Annotated in this window: 17 protein-coding genes and 1 tRNA gene; 16 read left to right on the top strand and 2 right to left on the bottom strand. The window is 72.6% G+C overall.

Going from position 1 to position 16,505, the window contains the following annotated elements:
* Nucleotides 1–181: 181 nt before the first annotated feature.
* Both ABT295_RS01975 and hisS read left to right on the top strand, forming a co-directional pair.
* Complete coding sequence (locus ABT295_RS01975; RefSeq protein ID WP_352392740.1) at nucleotides 182–883, top strand: MBL fold metallo-hydrolase; 702 nt, start codon at nucleotides 182–184, stop codon at nucleotides 881–883.
* 29 nt (nucleotides 884–912) lie between these two features.
* Nucleotides 913–2,238: a histidine--tRNA ligase gene (gene hisS, locus ABT295_RS01970; protein WP_352394676.1), complete on the top strand. Its 1,326-nt coding sequence runs from the start codon at nucleotides 913–915 to the stop codon at nucleotides 2,236–2,238.
* Between the two features lie 92 nt (nucleotides 2,239–2,330).
* Here the strand turns inward: hisS and ABT295_RS01965 are convergent, their stop codons facing one another.
* Nucleotides 2,331–2,942 carry a hypothetical protein gene (locus ABT295_RS01965; RefSeq protein WP_352392739.1) on the bottom strand — a complete coding sequence of 204 codons (612 nt, stop codon included), beginning with the start codon at nucleotides 2,940–2,942 and terminating at the stop codon, nucleotides 2,331–2,333.
* 166 nt (nucleotides 2,943–3,108) lie between these two features.
* Between ABT295_RS01965 and ald the strand changes: the two genes are divergently transcribed.
* The 12 genes from ald to ABT295_RS01905 all read left to right on the top strand — a co-directional run bounded on the left by ald (nucleotide 3,109) and on the right by ABT295_RS01905 (nucleotide 14,099).
* Nucleotides 3,109–4,224, top strand: coding sequence for an alanine dehydrogenase (gene ald / locus ABT295_RS01960; protein WP_352392738.1), 1,116 nt, complete (start codon nucleotides 3,109–3,111; stop codon nucleotides 4,222–4,224).
* Nucleotides 4,221–5,234 (top strand): site-specific tyrosine recombinase XerD, encoded by a 1,014-nt coding sequence (locus tag ABT295_RS01955; RefSeq protein WP_352394675.1) that lies wholly within the window; start codon nucleotides 4,221–4,223, stop codon nucleotides 5,232–5,234. Before ald ends, ABT295_RS01955 begins: the two co-directional genes overlap by 4 nt.
* 193 nt (nucleotides 5,235–5,427) lie before the next feature.
* Complete coding sequence (locus ABT295_RS01950) at nucleotides 5,428–6,264, top strand: ParA family protein (protein ID WP_352394674.1); 837 nt, start codon at nucleotides 5,428–5,430, stop codon at nucleotides 6,262–6,264.
* Between the two features lie 14 nt (nucleotides 6,265–6,278).
* The gene (locus tag ABT295_RS01945) at nucleotides 6,279–7,448 is read left to right on the top strand and encodes a segregation and condensation protein A (RefSeq protein ID WP_352392737.1); all 1,170 of its coding nucleotides are present in this window, start codon (nucleotides 6,279–6,281) and stop codon (nucleotides 7,446–7,448) included.
* Nucleotides 7,441–8,178: an SMC-Scp complex subunit ScpB gene (gene scpB, locus ABT295_RS01940; protein ID WP_352392736.1), complete on the top strand. Its 738-nt coding sequence runs from the start codon at nucleotides 7,441–7,443 to the stop codon at nucleotides 8,176–8,178. The genes ABT295_RS01945 and scpB overlap by 8 nt, the downstream gene beginning before the upstream one ends.
* Nucleotides 8,175–9,152, top strand: a complete 978-nt coding sequence (locus tag ABT295_RS01935; protein WP_345508788.1) for a pseudouridine synthase — start codon at nucleotides 8,175–8,177, stop codon at nucleotides 9,150–9,152. The genes scpB and ABT295_RS01935 overlap by 4 nt, the downstream gene beginning before the upstream one ends.
* 46 nt (nucleotides 9,153–9,198) lie before the next feature.
* Complete coding sequence (locus tag ABT295_RS01930) at nucleotides 9,199–10,281, top strand: prephenate dehydrogenase (RefSeq protein ID WP_352392735.1); 1,083 nt, start codon at nucleotides 9,199–9,201, stop codon at nucleotides 10,279–10,281.
* Between the two features lie 63 nt (nucleotides 10,282–10,344).
* Nucleotides 10,345–11,052, top strand: coding sequence for a (d)CMP kinase (cmk, locus tag ABT295_RS01925; RefSeq protein ID WP_352392734.1), 708 nt, complete (start codon nucleotides 10,345–10,347; stop codon nucleotides 11,050–11,052).
* Nucleotides 11,049–11,723: a lysophospholipid acyltransferase family protein gene (locus tag ABT295_RS01920; protein WP_352392733.1), complete on the top strand. Its 675-nt coding sequence runs from the start codon at nucleotides 11,049–11,051 to the stop codon at nucleotides 11,721–11,723. Before cmk ends, ABT295_RS01920 begins: the two co-directional genes overlap by 4 nt.
* Before the next feature lie 12 nt (nucleotides 11,724–11,735).
* Nucleotides 11,736–13,250, top strand: a complete 1,515-nt coding sequence (der, locus tag ABT295_RS01915; RefSeq protein WP_502991064.1) for a ribosome biogenesis GTPase Der — start codon at nucleotides 11,736–11,738, stop codon at nucleotides 13,248–13,250.
* Nucleotides 13,251–13,371: 121 nt separating this feature from the next.
* Nucleotides 13,372–13,445: transfer RNA gene (locus tag ABT295_RS01910), tRNA-Pro, on the top strand.
* A gap of 273 nt (nucleotides 13,446–13,718) precedes the next feature.
* On the top strand, nucleotides 13,719–14,099 hold the full coding sequence (locus ABT295_RS01905) for a hypothetical protein (RefSeq protein WP_352392732.1): 381 nt from the start codon (nucleotides 13,719–13,721) through the stop codon (nucleotides 14,097–14,099).
* Between the two features lie 28 nt (nucleotides 14,100–14,127).
* Here the strand turns inward: ABT295_RS01905 and ABT295_RS01900 are convergent, their stop codons facing one another.
* Nucleotides 14,128–15,183 (bottom strand): GNAT family N-acetyltransferase, encoded by a 1,056-nt coding sequence (locus ABT295_RS01900; protein ID WP_352392731.1) that lies wholly within the window; start codon nucleotides 15,181–15,183, stop codon nucleotides 14,128–14,130.
* Nucleotides 15,184–15,251: 68 nt separating this feature from the next.
* Between ABT295_RS01900 and ABT295_RS01895 the strand changes: the two genes are divergently transcribed.
* Together ABT295_RS01895 and ABT295_RS01890 are read left to right on the top strand one after the other, a co-directional pair.
* A complete protein-coding gene (locus ABT295_RS01895; RefSeq protein WP_352392730.1) occupies nucleotides 15,252–15,869 on the top strand; it encodes a DUF6584 family protein in 618 nt (205 codons plus the stop codon).
* A 110-nt stretch (nucleotides 15,870–15,979) separates the two neighbouring features.
* Nucleotides 15,980–16,489, top strand: coding sequence for a hypothetical protein (locus ABT295_RS01890; protein WP_352392729.1), 510 nt, complete (start codon nucleotides 15,980–15,982; stop codon nucleotides 16,487–16,489).
* The last annotated feature ends 16 nt before the right edge of the window (nucleotides 16,490–16,505 follow it).

Genomic DNA, 16,505 nt, shown 5'->3' with positions numbered 1-16,505 from the left:
ACCTCTCCTCGTACGGGCCACAGGGCATGTCGCCGGGCGTCCGGTCATTTTAGGGAACGACGCGCCCGTCGGCGCAGCGGGAGGGGTCACGACTGCGTGACATCTGCCGTTCGTCCTCCGTCTCGTCCCCCGAGGCCGGATGCGCTGGGCCCTCTTCCGGGGCCGTCGCTAGGCTCCAGACGTGCTGACCATCGCCTTCCCGGCCCAGGCCTTCGACACCAACTGCTACGTCATCGCGACGCAGGCGGGCGAGGAGTGCCTCGTCGTCGACCCGGGCATCGGGGTCGAGGAGACGCTGCGCGAGGTGCTCGCCGAGCACCGGCTCCGCCCCGCCGCGGTGCTGCTGACGCACGGGCACGTCGACCACGTCTACTCGGTCACCCCGGTGTGCGGCTCGGACACCGCCGCCTACATCCACCGCGACGACCGCTACCGGCTGCACGACCTCCTCGGCCAGAGCAACCCCGGCCTCGTCGCGATGCTCGAGCAGCAGTTCGGCCGCGCGGCGACGTGGACCGAGCCGACCCACGTCGTCGAGATCGGCGACGGCACCCGCCTGTCGCTCGCCGGGCTCGACGTCGACGTGCTGCACGCGCCCGGTCACACCGAGGGCTCGGTGATGTTCGGCATCGACGGCGTGCCCGACGGCATCCGTGAGCAGGTCGACGTCGACCGCACCATGGTCACCGGCGACGTGCTCTTCGCCGGCTCCATCGGCCGCACCGACCTACCCGGCGGCGACGCAGCCGCGATGCAGCGCAGCCTGCGCGACGTCGTGCTGCCGCTGCCCGACACGACGCTCGTGCTCCCCGGGCACTACCACGCCACGACGATGGCCCACGAGCGTGCCACGAACCCCTACCTGAAAGACTTGCCCGCGTGAACTCCCCGCAGCCCAAGGCCGCCAAGGTCATGCCGATCAGCGGCTTCCCCGAGTACCTGCCCTCCGAGCGCATCGTCGAGCAGCGCTTCCTCGACGTCATCCGCGAGACCTTCGAGCTGCACGGCTTCAGCTCCGTGGAGACTCGCTCGATCGAGCCCATCGAGCGCCTCAGCAGCCAGGGCGAGGACGCCGACAAGGAGATCTACGCGGTCTCGCGCCTCGCCGGCGGCAGCGACGAGGAGGCCCGCTGGGGCCTGCACTTCGACATGACGGTGCCGTTCGCCCGCTACGTGCTCGAGAACGCCGGCAAGCTCGCCTTCCCGTTCCGGCGCTACCAGATCCAGAAGGCCTGGCGCGGCGAGCGCCCGCAGGAGGGCCGCTACCGCGAGTTCACCCAGGCCGACATCGACGTCGTCGACGTCGGGCAGCTCTCGCCGCACTTCGAGGCCGAGATGCCGCTCGTCATCGCGGACGTCTTCAGCCGGTTCCCCGTCGGCGAGTTCGTCATCCAGGTCAACGACCGGAAGATCCCCAACGGCTTCTACCAGGGCATCGGCATCACCGACGTCATCGGCACCCTGCGCATCGTCGACAAGCTCGACAAGATCGGGCCCGAGAAGGTCAGGGCGCTGCTCGTCGAGTCCGGCACCACCCCCGAGCAGGCCGACCAGTGCCTCGCGCTCGCCGCCATCCGCTCGACCGACCTCGGCTTCGTCGAGCAGGTGCGCGCCCTCGGCGTCGAGCACCCCCTCCTCGAGGAAGGTCTCGAGTCGCTGGCGAACGTCATCCGCACCGGCATGGCGCACGCGCCCGGCCGGCTCGTGGCCGACCTGCGCATCGCCCGTGGCCTCGACTACTACACCGGCACGGTCTACGAGACGCAGTTCGTCGGGCACGAGTCGTGGGGCTCGTTCTGCTCCGGCGGCCGCTACGACGCGCTGGCGAGCGACGGCAGGACCACCTACCCCGGCGTCGGCATCTCGATCGGCGTCACGCGCATCCTCGGGCTGCTCGTCGGCCGTGGGCTCGTCACCGCCTCGCGCTCGACGCCGGCGGCCGTGCTCGTCGCCCTCACCGACGACGACTCGCGCGAGCAGGCCGTCTCGGTGGCCACCGCGCTGCGCCGTCGGGGCATCGCCTGCGAGGTCGCGCCCGCGGCCGCCCGCTTCGGCAAGCAGATCCGGTATGCCGAGCGCCGCGGCATCCCCTACGTCTGGTTCCCGGGCGCGGGGGAGTCGGGCGACGAGGTGAAGGACATCCGCAGCGGCGAGCAGGTGCCCGCCACCGCCGACGCGTGGATGCCGCCCGCCGAGGACCTGACCCCGCGGGTCGCCCGCACCGACGCCGACAGCTGAGCGCCGGCCGCACCACGCCGCCACGCAGCCGCCACCCCGGGTCACACGCGAGAGCACACCCCGGGATCACACGCCGGGATCACGCCCCGGGATCACGCCCCGGGTGGCGGCCGCAGGCCCTCGTCCCTCAGCTCGAGCAGGGCGAGGCGGCGGATGACGTCGCGGTCCCGGCGGCGCCACGCGCCCGCCGGGTCGTCGGAGACCGCCGCGAGCGCCCGCACCGGCTGCGTCGTCATGGCGCGCAGGGCGAAGAGGTCGAGGTCCTCGCTCGCGTCGAGGTAGCGCTGGGAGATGACGGCGTTGCGCACGAACCGGCCCCGGACGAACAGCCACGCGCCGACCACGAGCAGCGAGGGCACGAGCGCGACGGCCCAGCCGAGCGCGAGCGCCAGCTGGTCGACCGTGCTCGACATCGACGTGCCCGCCTGCGCCAGCGTCGTGCCGGAGCCGGCCGCGCTGTCGAGCCACGACTTGAGCTGGTCCCCGACGAGGGGCAGCTGGGCCGCCTGCTCGCCCGCCCCGGAGAGCGAGCCGTTCACCGACCGGCCGGCGGAGGTGATCGAGTCGGCGGGCCCGCGCAGCTGCTCCACGGTGTCGTGGACGCGGCGACCGGCATACGCCCACGTGGCCACCCAGAGCAGCACGAGCACGTCGGAGAGCAGCTGTCGGGTGCGTCGGCCCGTGGTGTCCGCGTAGAGCTTCATGGCGCCTCTCCTCGTCCTGCGAGCCCAACCTAGGTCAGCGGGGCCGGTGCCGCGCGAGGGCGCGCCCCGGCGTCGCTAGAGTGGGCTCGCCGGTCAGAGCCGACCGGTCGTCACCCCCTGTCGGGGCAACCCGGACAGGGCAACTCGGACAAGGAAGTGTCAGCGCATGAAGGTCGGCATCCCTCGCGAGGTCAAGAACCACGAGTACCGGGTGGCCATCACCCCGTCGGGCGTGCACGAGCTCACCGATCACGGTCACGACGTGCTTATCGAGAAGGACGCCGGGGTCGGCTCGCAGATCAGCGACGCGGACTACGTCGCGGCCGGCGCCCGCATCCTCGACTCGGCCGACGACGTCTGGGGCGACGCGGACATGGTGCTCAAGGTCAAGGAGCCCGTGGCCGAGGAGTACCACCGCATGCGCGAGGGGCTCACCCTCTTCACCTACCTCCACCTCGCCGCCGACAAGCCGCTCACCGAGGAGCTCGTCAAGCGCAAGGTGACCGGCATCGCCTACGAGACGGTCCAGCTGCCCTCCGGCGGCCTGCCGCTGCTCTACCCGATGTCGGAGGTCGCCGGCTGCCTCGCCCCGCAGGTGGGCGCGCACGCGCTCATGCGCGCGCAGGGCGGCCGCGGCGTGCTCATGGGCGGAGTCGGCGGCGTCGCCAACGCCAAGGTCGTCATCCTGGGCGCCGGCGTCTCGGGCCAGAACGCCGCGAACATCGCGCTGGGCATGGGCGCCGACGTCACGCTCCTCGACACCGACCTCGACAAGCTGCGGATGTCCTTCTGGCGCTACGACAACCGCGTTCACGGCCTCGCGTCCTCGAAGCTCACCGTGCAGGAGCAGGTGATGCAGGCCGACATGGTCATCGGCGCGGTGCTCATCCCCGGCGCCGCCGCCCCGAAGCTCGTCTCGAACGAGCTCGTCTCGCAGATGAAGCCGGGCTCGGTGCTCGTCGACATCGCCATCGACCAGGGCGGCTGCTTCGAGGACAGCCACGCCACGACGCACGCGGACCCCACCTACACCGTGCACGACTCGGTCTTCTACTGCGTCGCCAACATGCCCGGCGCCGTGCCGAACACGTCGACCTACGCGCTGACGAACTCGACGCTGCCGTATGCCGTCAAGCTCGCCAACCAGGGGTGGCACGAGGCGCTGCGCGGTGACCAGGCCCTCGCTCTCGGCCTCAACACGCACGCCGGGCACGTCACGTACGCCGGCGTCGCCGAGGCGCACGGCATGGAGTCCGTCAGCCTCGAGACGGCGCTGTCCTGACGGAGCACGCCCCGACCGAGCCACCCGCGGCCCGCGCCTCACGCCTCGAGCGCGACGTCCGCGGGTGGCTCGACCACGTGCGCGTCGAGAAAGGCGCCTCGGACAACACGCTGAGCTCCTACACGCGTGACCTGCGCGCCTACCGCGACTTCCTGGCCGAGCGGGGCGTCGACGACGCGGGCGCGGTCACCGAGGCCCACGTCACCGACTTCCTCGCCTCGCTCCGCGAACGCGGTCTCGCGGCCTCGTCCGCGGCGCGCACGCTCGTGGCCGTGCGCGGCTTCCACCGGTTCCTCGCCCTCGAGGGCCAGGTGGGCTCCGACCCCGCGGCGGGGGTGGCACCGCCGAAGCCGCCGGCACGGCTGCCCAAGGCGATCCCCGTCGAGGACGTCGAGCGCCTGCTCGCGGCCGCAGCGCTCGGTGACACCCCGGAGTCGCTGCGTGACCGGGCGCTGCTCGAGGTGCTCTACGGCACGGGCGCGCGGATCAGCGAGGCCGTCGGCCTCGACGTCGACGACCTCGACCTCGGTGACCCCGGCTCGGGTGGTCCGGGCGGCTCGGGCGACTCGGGCGACTCGGGGGAGCCCGCCCGTGCGGGTGCGGCCTCGGTGCGCCTGCTCGGCAAGGGCGGCAAGGAGCGTGTCGTGCCCGTGGGGCGCTACGCGGTGGAGGCCGTGACGGCATACCTCGTGCGGGGGCGACCCACGCTGGCGGCGGGCGGGCGCGGGGGACCGGCGCTCTTCCTCGGGCGGCGCGGTGCCCGGCTCTCGCGCCAGTCGGCGTGGGCGGTCGTCCAGCAGGCGGCCGAGCGGGCCGACCTCGGCCAGCACGTGTCGCCCCACACGCTGCGGCACTCGTTCGCCACGCACCTGCTCGACGGCGGCGCCGACGTGCGCGTCGTGCAGGAGCTGCTCGGTCACGCGTCGGTGACGACGACGCAGATCTACACGATGGTCTCGGTCCAGCGGCTCCGAGAGGTGTACGCGGGCGCCCACCCCCGAGCCCGCTGATAGGGTCTCACCTGATCAGCGAGAGGCTGACCGCAGCATCTCAGGGCAAGGCCGAGCGGAGTTGGAACACCCGGTGAACGAGGAGTCACACGAGACCATGCAGTCCGTGCCGTCCGAGGACCTCGCCCCTCCGGCGCAGGCCGGTGCCTCCCCGGTGGCCCACCTGCCCGGCATCGAGTCGAACGGCGCCGTCATGGGCCCCACCGGGCGACCGGTGCCCGACTTCCCGGACCCCGCGCCGCTGTCGAGCCACGGGCCGGCGCGCATCATCGCGATGTGCAACCAGAAGGGCGGCGTCGGCAAGACGACGACGACGATCAACCTCGGGGCGGCGCTCGCCGAGCTCGGGCGGCGCGTGCTCGTCATCGACTTCGACCCGCAGGGCGCCCTGTCGGTCGGGCTCGGCGTCAACGCGCAGGAGCTCGACGTCACCATCTACAACCTGCTCGTCGAGCGCGGGCACGACATCCGCGACGTCATCACGCCCACGCGCACCGCCAACCTCGACGTCGTGCCGGCCAACATCGACCTGTCGGCGGCGGAGGTGCAGCTCGTCGGCGAGGTGGCCCGTGAGCAGATCCTCGCGCGCGTGCTGCGGCCGGTGGCCGACGAGTACGACGTCATCCTCATCGACTGCCAGCCCTCGCTCGGGCTGCTCACGGTCAACGCGCTCACGGCCGCGCACGGGGTCGTCATCCCGCTCGAGTGCGAGTTCTTCGCGATGCGCGGCGTGGCCCTGCTCATCGACACGATCGACAAGATCACCGACCGCCTCAACCCGCGTCTGCAGGTCGACGGCATCCTCGCCACGATGTATGACGGCCGCACCCTGCACAGCCGCGAGGTCGTGCGCTCGGTCGTCGACCACTTCGGCGACCAGGTGTTCCACACGGTCATCAGCCGCACGGTGAAGTTCCCCGACGCCACGCTCGCGGCCGAGCCGATCACGTCGTACTCCTCCGACCACTCGGGCGCCAACGCCTACCGCCAGCTCGCGCGCGAGCTCATCGCCCGCGGCGGCGCGGCCTGACCGGCCGTGACCCGATGAACGGGCAGGGCACGGTCGACCGCGAGGTGGTCGAGCGGGAGGCGGTCGAGCGCGAGGCGGTCGAACGCGAGGCGGTCGAACGCGAGGCGGACGGTGGGACGACCGCCGTCGGTGACCCCACGGAGCCCGGTGACGTCGTCGACGACGGCGGCGACACGCTCGTCGAGGGCGACAGGCTCGTCGACGACGCGCAGCTGGCCCCGCCGGCGCAGGAGCTGACACCGGGTGGCGTCATCACGCGCCGCGGCGGCACGACCTTCGAGGTGCACCTCGACGTCTTCTCCGGCCCCTTCGACCTGCTGCTGGGGCTCATCAGCAAGCACAAGCTCGACATCACCGAGGTGGCGCTCGCGCAGGTCACCGACGAGTTCGTGGCGCACATCAAGGCCGCCCAGGCGGCCGACAGCGACTGGGACCTCGGGCAGGCCTCGGAGTTCCTCCTCGTCGCCGCCACGCTGCTCGACCTCAAGGCCGCGCGCCTGCTGCCGCAGTCGGGCCCGCAGGACGACGAGGACCTCGCGCTCATCGAGGCGCGCGACCTGCTCTTCGCGCGGCTGCTGCAGTACCGCGCGTACAAGCAGATCGCCGGCACGTTCCGCGACCGGATGGCCACGGCGGGACGCATCACCGCGCGCCAGGCCGGCCTCGAGCCCGAGTTCGAGCGGCTGCTGCCCGAGCTCGTCATCGCGGTGACGCCCGAACAGTTCGCCCGCATCGCCGCGCGCGCCATGACGCCCAAGGTCGCGCCGACGGTCGGTCTCGAGCACCTGCACGCACCGCAGGTGAGCGTGCGCGAGCAGGCCGCCATCATCGTCGACCGGCTCCGCCACCGCGGCCAGGTCTCCTTCCGCACGCTCGTCGCGGATGCCGACAGCACCCTCGTCATCGTCGCCCGCTTCCTCGCCCTCCTCGAGCTGTTCAAGGAGGCGGCCATCGCCTTCGAGCAGGCCGAGGCGCTCGGTGAGCTCGACGTGCGCTGGACCGGCGCGGAGGACGGCGACGTCGCAATCGACGACGAGTTCGACGAAGACGCGGACGGGGAGCCGCAGACGCGGGACGAGGCCGCCGCCGACGACCCGCAGGACGACCCGCAGGACGACCCGGACGCCGACGAGGCCGTGACCGGCAGCGGCGTCCGCGCAGCGACAGGAGCAGACGATGAGTGACCAGGCGGCGCCGCCCGAGGCGACCACCGACGCCACCCCTCCCACCGAGATCGACGAGGTCGACGAGGCCACGGTGCCGGCCGAGCTCGTCGAGGACGCCGACGGCCTAGAGGACGCCGACGGCGTCGAGACCGGCGACGGGTCCGACGAGCAGATCGCCTTCGACATCAACGCCTTCCCGGGCGGGGCCCGCTCGGCGCTCGAGGCCGTGCTCATGGTCGTCGACGAGCCGGTGACCGAGCTCGCCCTCGCGTCGGCGCTGGAGCTGCCGGTCGAGGACGTCCGCGGCCACCTCGAGGCGCTCGAGGACGAGTACGCCGCCGCGCAGCGCGGGTTCACCCTGCGCAGCGTCGCCGGCGGGTGGCGCGTCTACAGCCGCTCCGACTATGCGCCGGTCGTCGAGAAGTTCGTCCTCGACGGGCAGCAGGCGAAGCTGACCCAGGCCTCCCTCGAGACCCTGGCCGTCATCGCGTACCGCCAGCCGGTCTCACGGGCGCGCGTCAGCGCCGTCCGCGGCGTCAACGTCGACGGGGTGGTGCGCACGCTCACCTCGCGCGGCCTCATCGAGGAGGTCGAGGACGTGGGGGAGAGCGGCGCGGTGCTCTACCGCACGACGCCCTTCTTCCTCCAGCGCATGGGCCTGTCGAGTCTCGACGACCTGCCGGCCCTCGCGCCCTACCTACCGGACGTCGACGTCATCGACGAGCTCATCGAGGAAGGACACGCATGAGCGAGTACTCCAGGTCTCCCCGCCAGCCCCGCAAGAAGTCGACGGGAGGCTCGGGCGGCGCCCCGGGCGGTGCCCGTCGCGGAGGCCCCGGCGGCAAGGGCGCCGGTCGTCCGGTGGCCGGCGGCAAGCACGCCAAGCCGGCGCGCGGCACCAAGGGCGCAGGTCCCCGCTTCGCCGGGTCCACCAAGGCGAGCCAGCCCACGCGGCTGCCGGAGCGCCAGGCCCGTCCCGAGATCGACGTCCACGACCCCGACGGCGTGCGCCTGCAGAAGCTCATGGCGGCGGGCGGCGTGGGTTCGCGCCGCGTCTGCGAGAACCTCATCGAGCAGGGCCGGGTCGAGGTCGACGGCCAGGTCGTCACCGAGCTCGGCGTGCGCATCAACCCGCAGACCCAGACCGTCCACGTCGACGGCGTCCGCGTCAACCTCGACGAGGACCGGGTCTACCTCGCCTTCAACAAGCCCAAGGGCGTCGTGACGACGATGCACGACGAGCTCGGCCGGGTCTCGCTCGAGGACTACGTCGGCAACCGCGAGCAGCGTCTCTTCCACGTCGGCCGGCTCGACGCCGACACCGAGGGCCTGCTGCTGCTGACGAACGACGGCGACCTCGCGCACCGGCTGCAGCACCCGGCATACGGCGTGCTCAAGACGTACGTCGCGACGATCCGCGGGCCGGTCCAGCGCGACGTCGGCAAGCGTCTGCGCGAGGGCGTCGAGCTCGAGGACGGCCCGGTCAGCGTCGACTCGTTCCGCATCGTCGACCACCAGCCCGGCAAGGCCATGGTCGAGGTCGTGCTGCACGAGGGCCGCAAGCACGTCGTGCGTCGCATGCTCGACGCGGTCGGGCACCCGGTGGTCGAGCTCGTGCGCACCGAGGTGGGGCCGATCCGCCTCGCCGACCTCAAGTCGGGTCGCACGCGCCGGCTCAACAAGGCGGAGATCGGCGCCCTCTACAAGGCCGCCGGTCTGTGATCCGGACGCTGCGCCGGTCACCTCGTCCGCTCGCTACGCTGACGAGGTGACCACGCACGTCCGCATCGTCGGCGCCGGCCTCATCGGCACCAGCCTCGGAATCGCTCTGTCGAGCAAGGGATTCCGTGTGTCACTCGTCGACCCGTCACCCACGGCAGTGCGCCTGGCGCGCGACCTCCTGGCCGGTGAGATCGCCGACGACGCGACACCCGCGCCCGACGTCGTCGTGGTCGCGGCGCCGCCCGACGTCGCGGCCCACGTCGTCGTCACGGAGCTGAACCGCTGGCCCGACGCCGTCATGACCGACACGGCCTCCGTCAAGGAGTCGATCCTGCGCGTCGTGCTCGACTCGGGCGCCGACGCGAGCCGCTACGTCGGGTCGCACCCGATGGCGGGGCGCGAGCGCTCCGGCGCCGCCGCCGCACGCGGCGACCTCTTCGACGGTCGTGCGTGGGTCGTCGTGCCGCACGAGGGCTCGACCGAGGCCGCCGTGCGGCTCGTGCGCTCCCTCGCGGTGGCGGTCGGCTCCGCCGTCAGCGTCATGCCGGCCCACGAGCACGACGAGGCGGTGGCGGCGGTCTCGCACGTGCCCCAGCTCGCGTCGAGCATCGTCGCGGCCTGCCTGCGCGACCTGCCCGACACGGCGGTCGGGCTCGCCGGCCCGGGCATCCGCGACGTGACCCGGATCGCGGCGAGCGACCCGCGGCTCTGGACGCAGATCCTCGCCGGCAACGCCCCGGCCGTGCGCGACGTGATGATGCACGTGCGGGCGGACGTCGACGCGGTCATCGGGGCGCTCGACGAGCTCGTCGAGGCCGACGGGCACGGGTCGCTCGGCACCCTGAGCCGCGTGCTCGAGGCGGGCAACCTCGGCCACGCCCGCATCCCCGGCAAGCACGGGTCCGCGCCGGCGGCATACGGCGTCGTCTCGGTCGTCGTTCCGGACGAACCCGGCTCTCTGGCAAGGCTGCTCACCGACATGGGCAACGCCGGCATCAACCTCGAGGACCTCCACCTCGAGCACGGCCTCGGCCAGGCGGTGGGCGTCGCGGAGATCTCGGTCGTGCCGGCGTCCGTGGAGCCGCTGCTCACCGAGCTCGCGCGGCTCGGCTGGCGGGTCCACGACTGAGCCACCCGGCGTCGCGGCGGACGACCGCCGGCGGCCGGCGGGGGAGGCACTATCCTCGTCGCCATGTCTGAGACCGCCGAGGAGCACCTGTCCGGATTCGTCATCGCAGTGGACGGCCCCTCGGGCTCCGGCAAGTCGAGCGTGAGCCGGCGCGTGGCCAGCACGCTCGGCTACGGCTACCTCGACACCGGCGCGATGTACCGCGCCCTCACGTGGTGGTGCCTCCACGAGGGTGTCGACCTGACGGACGCCGACGCTGTTCTCGCTGCCGCACAGCGCTTCCCGTTGACGATCGGCACCGACCCGGAGGCGCCGACCGTGGAGGTCGACGGCACCGACGTCGCGGCCGACATCCGTGAGACGCTCATCTCGACCAACGTCTCGGCCGTCGCGGGCGTCATCCCCGTGCGCGAGATCCTCCGCGTGCTGCAGCGTCGGCTCATCTCGGAGGCCGGCGCGGCCCGCGGTGGGGTCGTGGCCGAGGGCCGCGACATCACGACCGTCGTCGCGCCGGACGCGCCGGTGCGCGTGCTGCTCACCGCCTCCGAGGAGGCCCGCCTCGCCCGGCGGTCGAAGGAGCTGCACGGCGCCGCCGACGCCGACTCCGTGGCGGCCACCCGCTCGCAGATCGTCGACCGCGACAAGGCCGACTCAGCCGTGACGCAGTTCACCGTGGCGGCCGACGGGGTCACGACCATCGACACCTCGCACCTCGACTTCGAGGGCTCCGTCGAGGCGGTGCTCCAGGTCGTCGAGGCAGCGCGGGCATGACCGTCGCCGGGCAGACCGGAGCGCCGCACCCGCGGCGCGCCGTCGTCGGCCGATGGATCGGCATCGGGATCTTCCACACGCTCTACCGCGGCCGGGCTCAGCACGTCGAGCGCGTGCCCCGCACCGGTCCGGTCATCCTCGTCGCGAACCACGCCGCCTTCCTCGACGGCCCGTTCGTCTTCTCGATGGCACCGCGCCCCGTCAACTTCCTCGTCAAGCAGGAGGCCTTCACGGGCTTCTTCGGCTGGCTCATCCGCGCCGTCGGACAGATCCCGATCGACCGCACCGTCGGCGACCGGGCGGCCCTCGCCACGGCGACCGCCGTGCTCGAGCGCGGGGGAGCGGTCGGCATCTTCCCCGAGGGCAACCGGGGCACCGGCGAGGTCGAGCAGGTCAACCAGGGCGCGGCCTGGATCGCCCTGCGCACCGGCGCGACCATCGTGCCGGTCGCCGTGAGCGGCACCCGGCCCCCGGGAGGGTCCACGGACTCGTGGCCGCGCCCCCGCAGCACCCTCGACGTCGTCTTCGGTGAGCCCTTCACGCTGACCGTTCCGAGCGGTGTGCCGGGCCGTGACCGGCTCCGGCTCGCGAGCGAGCAGCTGCGCGACGCCCTCGCGTCACACGTACGCTCCGCGCGGTGGGAGAATGGTCCTTCAACAGACGTTCACTGATTCGAGGACACCGTGACTGACGAGACCGCCCGCCCCACCGACGAGGGCGCTCCGATCTCGACCGCCGACCCGACCGACGCCGCCGACGCCCCCGACGAGGTGTCGGTCGAGCGCGCGCTCCGGGCCGGTCTCGACGACTTCGAGCTGAGCCCCGAGGACCAGGCGCTGCTCGACGCCGAGGGGCCGTATGCCGCCGGCGCCACCGAGCAGGGACCGCTGCCGGTCCTCGCCGTGGTCGGGCGCCCCAACGTCGGCAAGTCGAGCCTGGTCAACCGCATCCTGCGCCGCCGTGAGGCCGTCGTCGAGGACGTGCCCGGTGTGACCCGCGACCGCGTGTCCTACGAGGCCGAGTGGGGCGGGCGCCGCTTCACCATCGTCGACACCGGCGGCTGGGAGGCCGACGCGACGGGCATCCACCTGCGCGTGGCCGAGCAGGCCGAGATCGCCATCGACCTCGCCGACGTCGTGATGTTCGTCGTCGACGCCACGGTCGGGGCCACGGACGACGACGAGGCGGTCGTCAAGCTGCTGCGCCGCTCGGGCAAGCCGGTCGTGCTCGTCGCCAACAAGGTCGACGACCAGCGCGGCGAGGCCGACGCGGCCGCCCTGTGGAGCCTCGGGCTCGGCCAGCCGTGGCCCGTCTCGGCGCTGCACGGCCGCGGCAGCGGCGACGCGCTCGACGCCGTGCTCGAGGTGCTCCCGGACGTCAGCGCCCACGGCGCCTACGCCCAGGGCGGCCCGCGCCGCGTCGCGCTCATCGGCCGCCCGAACGTCGGCAAGTCGAGCCTGCTCAACAAGCTCGCCGGCAGCGAGCGCGTCGTCGTCGACAACGTCGCGGGCACCACGCGCGACCCCGTCGACGAGCTCATCGAGCTGGGTGGCAAGACATGGCGCTTCGTCGACACGGCCGGCATCCGGCGTCGGGTCCACCAGGCGCGCGGAGCGGACTTCTACGCCTCGCTGCGCACCCAGACGGCCCTCGAGAAGGCCGAGGTGGCCGTCGTGCTCATCGACGCCGAGCAGCCGATCGCCGAGCAGGACGTGCGCGTCGTGCAGCAGGTCATCGACGCCGGCCGCGCTCTCGTCATCGCCTACAACAAGTGGGACACCCTCGACGAGGAGCGCCGCCACTACCTCGAGCGCGAGATCGACAAGGAGCTCGTGCAGGTGCCGTGGGCGCCCCGGGCGAACATCTCGGCCCGCACCGGTCGCCACATGGACCGCCTCGTGCCCGCCATCGAGACGGCGCTGGAGTCGTGGGACACCCGCGTGCCGACGGCCCGCCTCAACGCCTTCCTCGGCGAGATCGTCGCGGCGCACCCGCACCCGCTCCGCGGCGGCAAGCAGCCGCGCATCCTCTTCGCCACGCAGGCGTCGACCCGTCCGCCGCGCTTCGTCATCTTCGCGTCGGGCTTCATCGAGGCCGGCTACCGGCGCTTCATCGAGCGCCGCCTGCGCGAGCAGTTCGGCTTCGAGGGCACGCCGATCGAGGTCTCGGTGCGCGTGCGCGAGAAGCGCCGGCGCTGACGCGCGGGCCTTTCCGGGGCCGTCGCAAGGCCGTCGCAAGGCCGTCGCAGGGCCGTCGCGGGGGCCGATTGGGACCAGCAGCACCCGGTGCGCTAATGTTCCTTTCGCCCCGCGGGGCACTCGGGCTGTGGCGCAGCTTGGTAGCGCACTTGACTGGGGGTCAAGGGGTCGCAGGTTCAAATCCTGTCAGCCCGACCGAGTGATGTCGCACGACATCGGCATGAGCCGGATCCACGGAACGTGGGTCCGGCTCATTGCGTTCCCAGCCCCCGATGCGGGTTCGATCCCTCGATCTGTCGAGGGACTCGCGCCGGATCACCGGACCCAACCCGGATCGGGCACCCTCTCCCTCGGCGCCGCGACTTCCTGAGCGGATCGGCTTCCCGCGAACGAGAGGGGCGTTTCGCACCGATTCGTGCCATCGTCGGGGGCGCTCCTGCCCCTGCGACCAACCACAGGGAGAAGCACATGAAGTATGCCTCGAAGCTCGCCTCCGTCGCCGTCGCCGCGGCCACGGCGTCCGTGACGGTGCTGACGATGGCCGCTCCGGCCCAGGCGGCAGACCACACCTTGTTCTCGGCGACCGGGAAGGCATACGGCTGGTACGACGACTCGAACAACCGGATCGTCATCTGCGACATGGCCACCGGGGACGGCGACGGGGCGAATGCCTCGATCCAGGGCGGTGGATGGGCCTGGGGTGGCAACATCGTCTACAACGGCTGCGTGTCCGAGGGTGGGATCGCCGACGGTGTGAGCGTCAGGATGACGGTCTGTGACTGGGTCTGGTCACCGGCGCAGCAGATGCGGACGACCACGGGCTGCAGGAACGACTGGTTCACGTCCTGACCGGCCTCGCGCGGCCCGGCCGACGTGGTCAGGTGCCCCGCGTCTCCTGTCCTGGCACCGGCACCTCGAGGTGCTGGTGCCAGGACTGCGTGCGGTAGTCGGTGACCCACCCCATCGCCGCGTAGAGACCGTCCGCACCGGTCGGCGAGTCGGCGTCCACCTCGAGCCCGACGCGGTTGCGGCCCTGGCCGGCGGCCTCGGCGACGACCCGGTGGAGCAGCGCCTTGGCCACGCCGCGACCGCGGGCCCGGCGGTGCACCCCGATGTAGTCGACGTACTGGCCCTCGATGCCGTCGGCGTCGGGCGGTAGCACGGTGGACACGACCGCGCCCGCGGGCAGCTCGCCGTCGTCGGTCTGCACCGTGGCGAGCCACCAGTGGTCCCAGCGGTGGCCGGGGTCCTCGCGCAGGCGCATGACGAACTCGGGGAAGCTCTCGCGGTAGCTGCTGAAGTGGTCCTGGAACGACTCCTCGAGCACCCGGTGCACGGCCTGCAGGTCGGCCGCCACGGGCAGTCCGTCGTCGTGCTGCTCGACCGGGCGCACCGTGACGCCCTCGCGCGGGCCCGGCAGGCTCGTGGCCTCCTCGGGCACGACCCGCCGGGTCATCTGCAGCCACGTGCGCGTGCACTCGTACCCGGCAGCCGTGAGCCAGGCCTGCTGGCGCGGGTCGTCGGCGTAGGCGCCCGAGTCGAGCAACGTCGAGCGCAGACCACGCATCGCGGCGATGTCGAGGGCGTAGCGACGCCCCGACGCGAACAGGGCGGCCGCCAGGGCCGTCGCATCCGCGTGGGGGAGCGTCGGCGCGACCGTCACCTCGAGCACGGTCCGCCCGGCCGCACGGTCGTGCACCGACAGCCAGGCGACGAGGGCACCCGTGGGATCGTGCACGAGGGCCTGTCGACGCGTCCACGACCCGATCCCGGCGAGCTGGCCGAGCACGGCGTCGGGGTCGACGCCCGAGGACCCCTTGGCGGCCTGCTGGTGCGCGGCGAGCAGTGCGGTCACCGCCGACGCGTCGTCGGCGTCCGGGACCCGCGCGGTCCACGGGTGGGGCAGGCCGAGGGTCACCGGCAGCTCACGCATGCGCCCACTCTCCCACCCCTCTGCGCAGCACCGGCAGAGCCGGGCACGACACGGGACTGCCGGGTGACGTGCGACGGGATTCGCGCGCGGGTGCATCGTCCGGAAGGCCGATCGACACCGCCGAGGCGATCCACGTTCCCACCACGGACGACGGGAATCGCGTTGAGTCGGTGCGCCGCTGCTGGCAACATCGCCGCGTGACAGATCAGCTTTCCAGGGCACGTGGGGACCTCGCGCGCGGCCGGGCCTGGAAGGCTCGCGACCGTCTGCACGGCCTGTTGCGTGACCGCCAGGACGTCGAGGTCCTCGACCTTCTCGCCACGGTCCACCAGGCGATGTCCGATCTGCCGGCGGCGGGCGCACTGTGGTTCGTCACCGGCCGCGACGACCCGACTGCTCGCGCAGCCGTCGCGGCCTGGCACGAACGTCACGGCAACGCGGAGGCACGCTGGCGCAGCATCCCCGCCTCGATCCGTCGCGGGCAGGTGACCGGCAACCTGCGGACCCTGGAGGCGGAGGTCAGGGAGGGGCCGCGAACGCGCGGGGACGCCTCGTCCTCGTCCGAGCGAACGGGGTCACGGTGGCAGCCGCTCGTCGTCGGCGGCGGCGCGCTCTTGTTCGCCCTGTGGCTCGTGGCGATGATCTGCATCGGCGTCATCACCACTCTCGGGTGGATCTGGGACTAGTGCCCGGGCCCACCGGGGGCCGGCATGACTCCGTCGGACGAGCGGAGCCAGCCCGTGCCGGGCGCGAAAACTGGTCGAGGTGGACGCCACGCGTGGCTACCGTGACCAGCATGCAGGTGAGATTCGAGCGTACGGGGCAGCGCCGGTATGCCGTGGCCGTCCTACGCAGTCTCCATGGTGACCTCCGCATGGACCCGGCGCCCGGCTACTCCGACCTGATTCCCCATGACCTGGTGCACTGGGTGGTCGAGGACGAGTTCGGTCTGCGGGACGGGATCTTCGGCCAGCTCGCTGCCGGCGGCAACGCCGGGACCTTCGTCCCGACCGAGGAGCTTCGCACCAGGGCCTGGGCTCGCCAGGTCGAGCGGCGCAACAGGACCACCGGAACCGACATGGGTCGGTCCGAGGACCTGGCAGCCCAGGTGTACCCGCGCTGGCTGCGGCACGGCGGCCACGAACCGGGGAGTCACTTTGTCCACCTGGACCCTCCACCGACCGACCTCAGCGATCCCGACCTGCAGCGAGCGTTCGAGCGCCTCGACTCGCTGTCCGGCACGTGGCGTGGCGTCGACGTCGGCCGGTCGCTGACAGTCGCGTGGCCCTCCCCGGAACGCGCCTGAGCCGTCACCCGCACCG

Source organism: Terrabacter sp. NPDC000476 (genome assembly GCF_040300125.1).
Classification (GTDB): Bacteria; Actinomycetota; Actinomycetes; order Actinomycetales; family Dermatophilaceae; genus Terrabacter.
This window is presented reverse-complemented; position numbering and strand designations above follow the sequence as displayed.

Bases quoted from the DNA above. Each gene is read 5' to 3' on its own strand.
- ABT295_RS01900 (WP_352392731.1), bottom strand. From the start codon at position 15,183: ATGCGTGAGCTGCCGGTGACCCTCGGCCTGCCCCACCCGTGGACCGCG.
- ABT295_RS01890 (WP_352392729.1), top strand. From the start codon at position 15,980: ATGCAGGTGAGATTCGAGCGTACGGGGCAGCGCCGGTATGCCGTGGCC.
- ABT295_RS01920 (WP_352392733.1), top strand. From the start codon at position 11,049: ATGACCGTCGCCGGGCAGACCGGAGCGCCGCACCCGCGGCGCGCCGTC.
- ald (WP_352392738.1), top strand. From the start codon at position 3,109: ATGAAGGTCGGCATCCCTCGCGAGGTCAAGAACCACGAGTACCGGGTG.
- scpB (WP_352392736.1), top strand. From the start codon at position 7,441: ATGAGTGACCAGGCGGCGCCGCCCGAGGCGACCACCGACGCCACCCCT.
- hisS (WP_352394676.1), top strand. From the start codon at position 913: ATGCCGATCAGCGGCTTCCCCGAGTACCTGCCCTCCGAGCGCATCGTC.
- ABT295_RS01965 (WP_352392739.1), bottom strand. From the start codon at position 2,942: ATGAAGCTCTACGCGGACACCACGGGCCGACGCACCCGACAGCTGCTC.
- cmk (WP_352392734.1), top strand. From the start codon at position 10,345: ATGTCTGAGACCGCCGAGGAGCACCTGTCCGGATTCGTCATCGCAGTG.
- ABT295_RS01945 (WP_352392737.1), top strand. From the start codon at position 6,279: ATGAACGGGCAGGGCACGGTCGACCGCGAGGTGGTCGAGCGGGAGGCG.
- ABT295_RS01950 (WP_352394674.1), top strand. From the start codon at position 5,428: ATGGGCCCCACCGGGCGACCGGTGCCCGACTTCCCGGACCCCGCGCCG.
- ABT295_RS01935 (WP_345508788.1), top strand. From the start codon at position 8,175: ATGAGCGAGTACTCCAGGTCTCCCCGCCAGCCCCGCAAGAAGTCGACG.
- ABT295_RS01905 (WP_352392732.1), top strand. From the start codon at position 13,719: ATGAAGTATGCCTCGAAGCTCGCCTCCGTCGCCGTCGCCGCGGCCACG.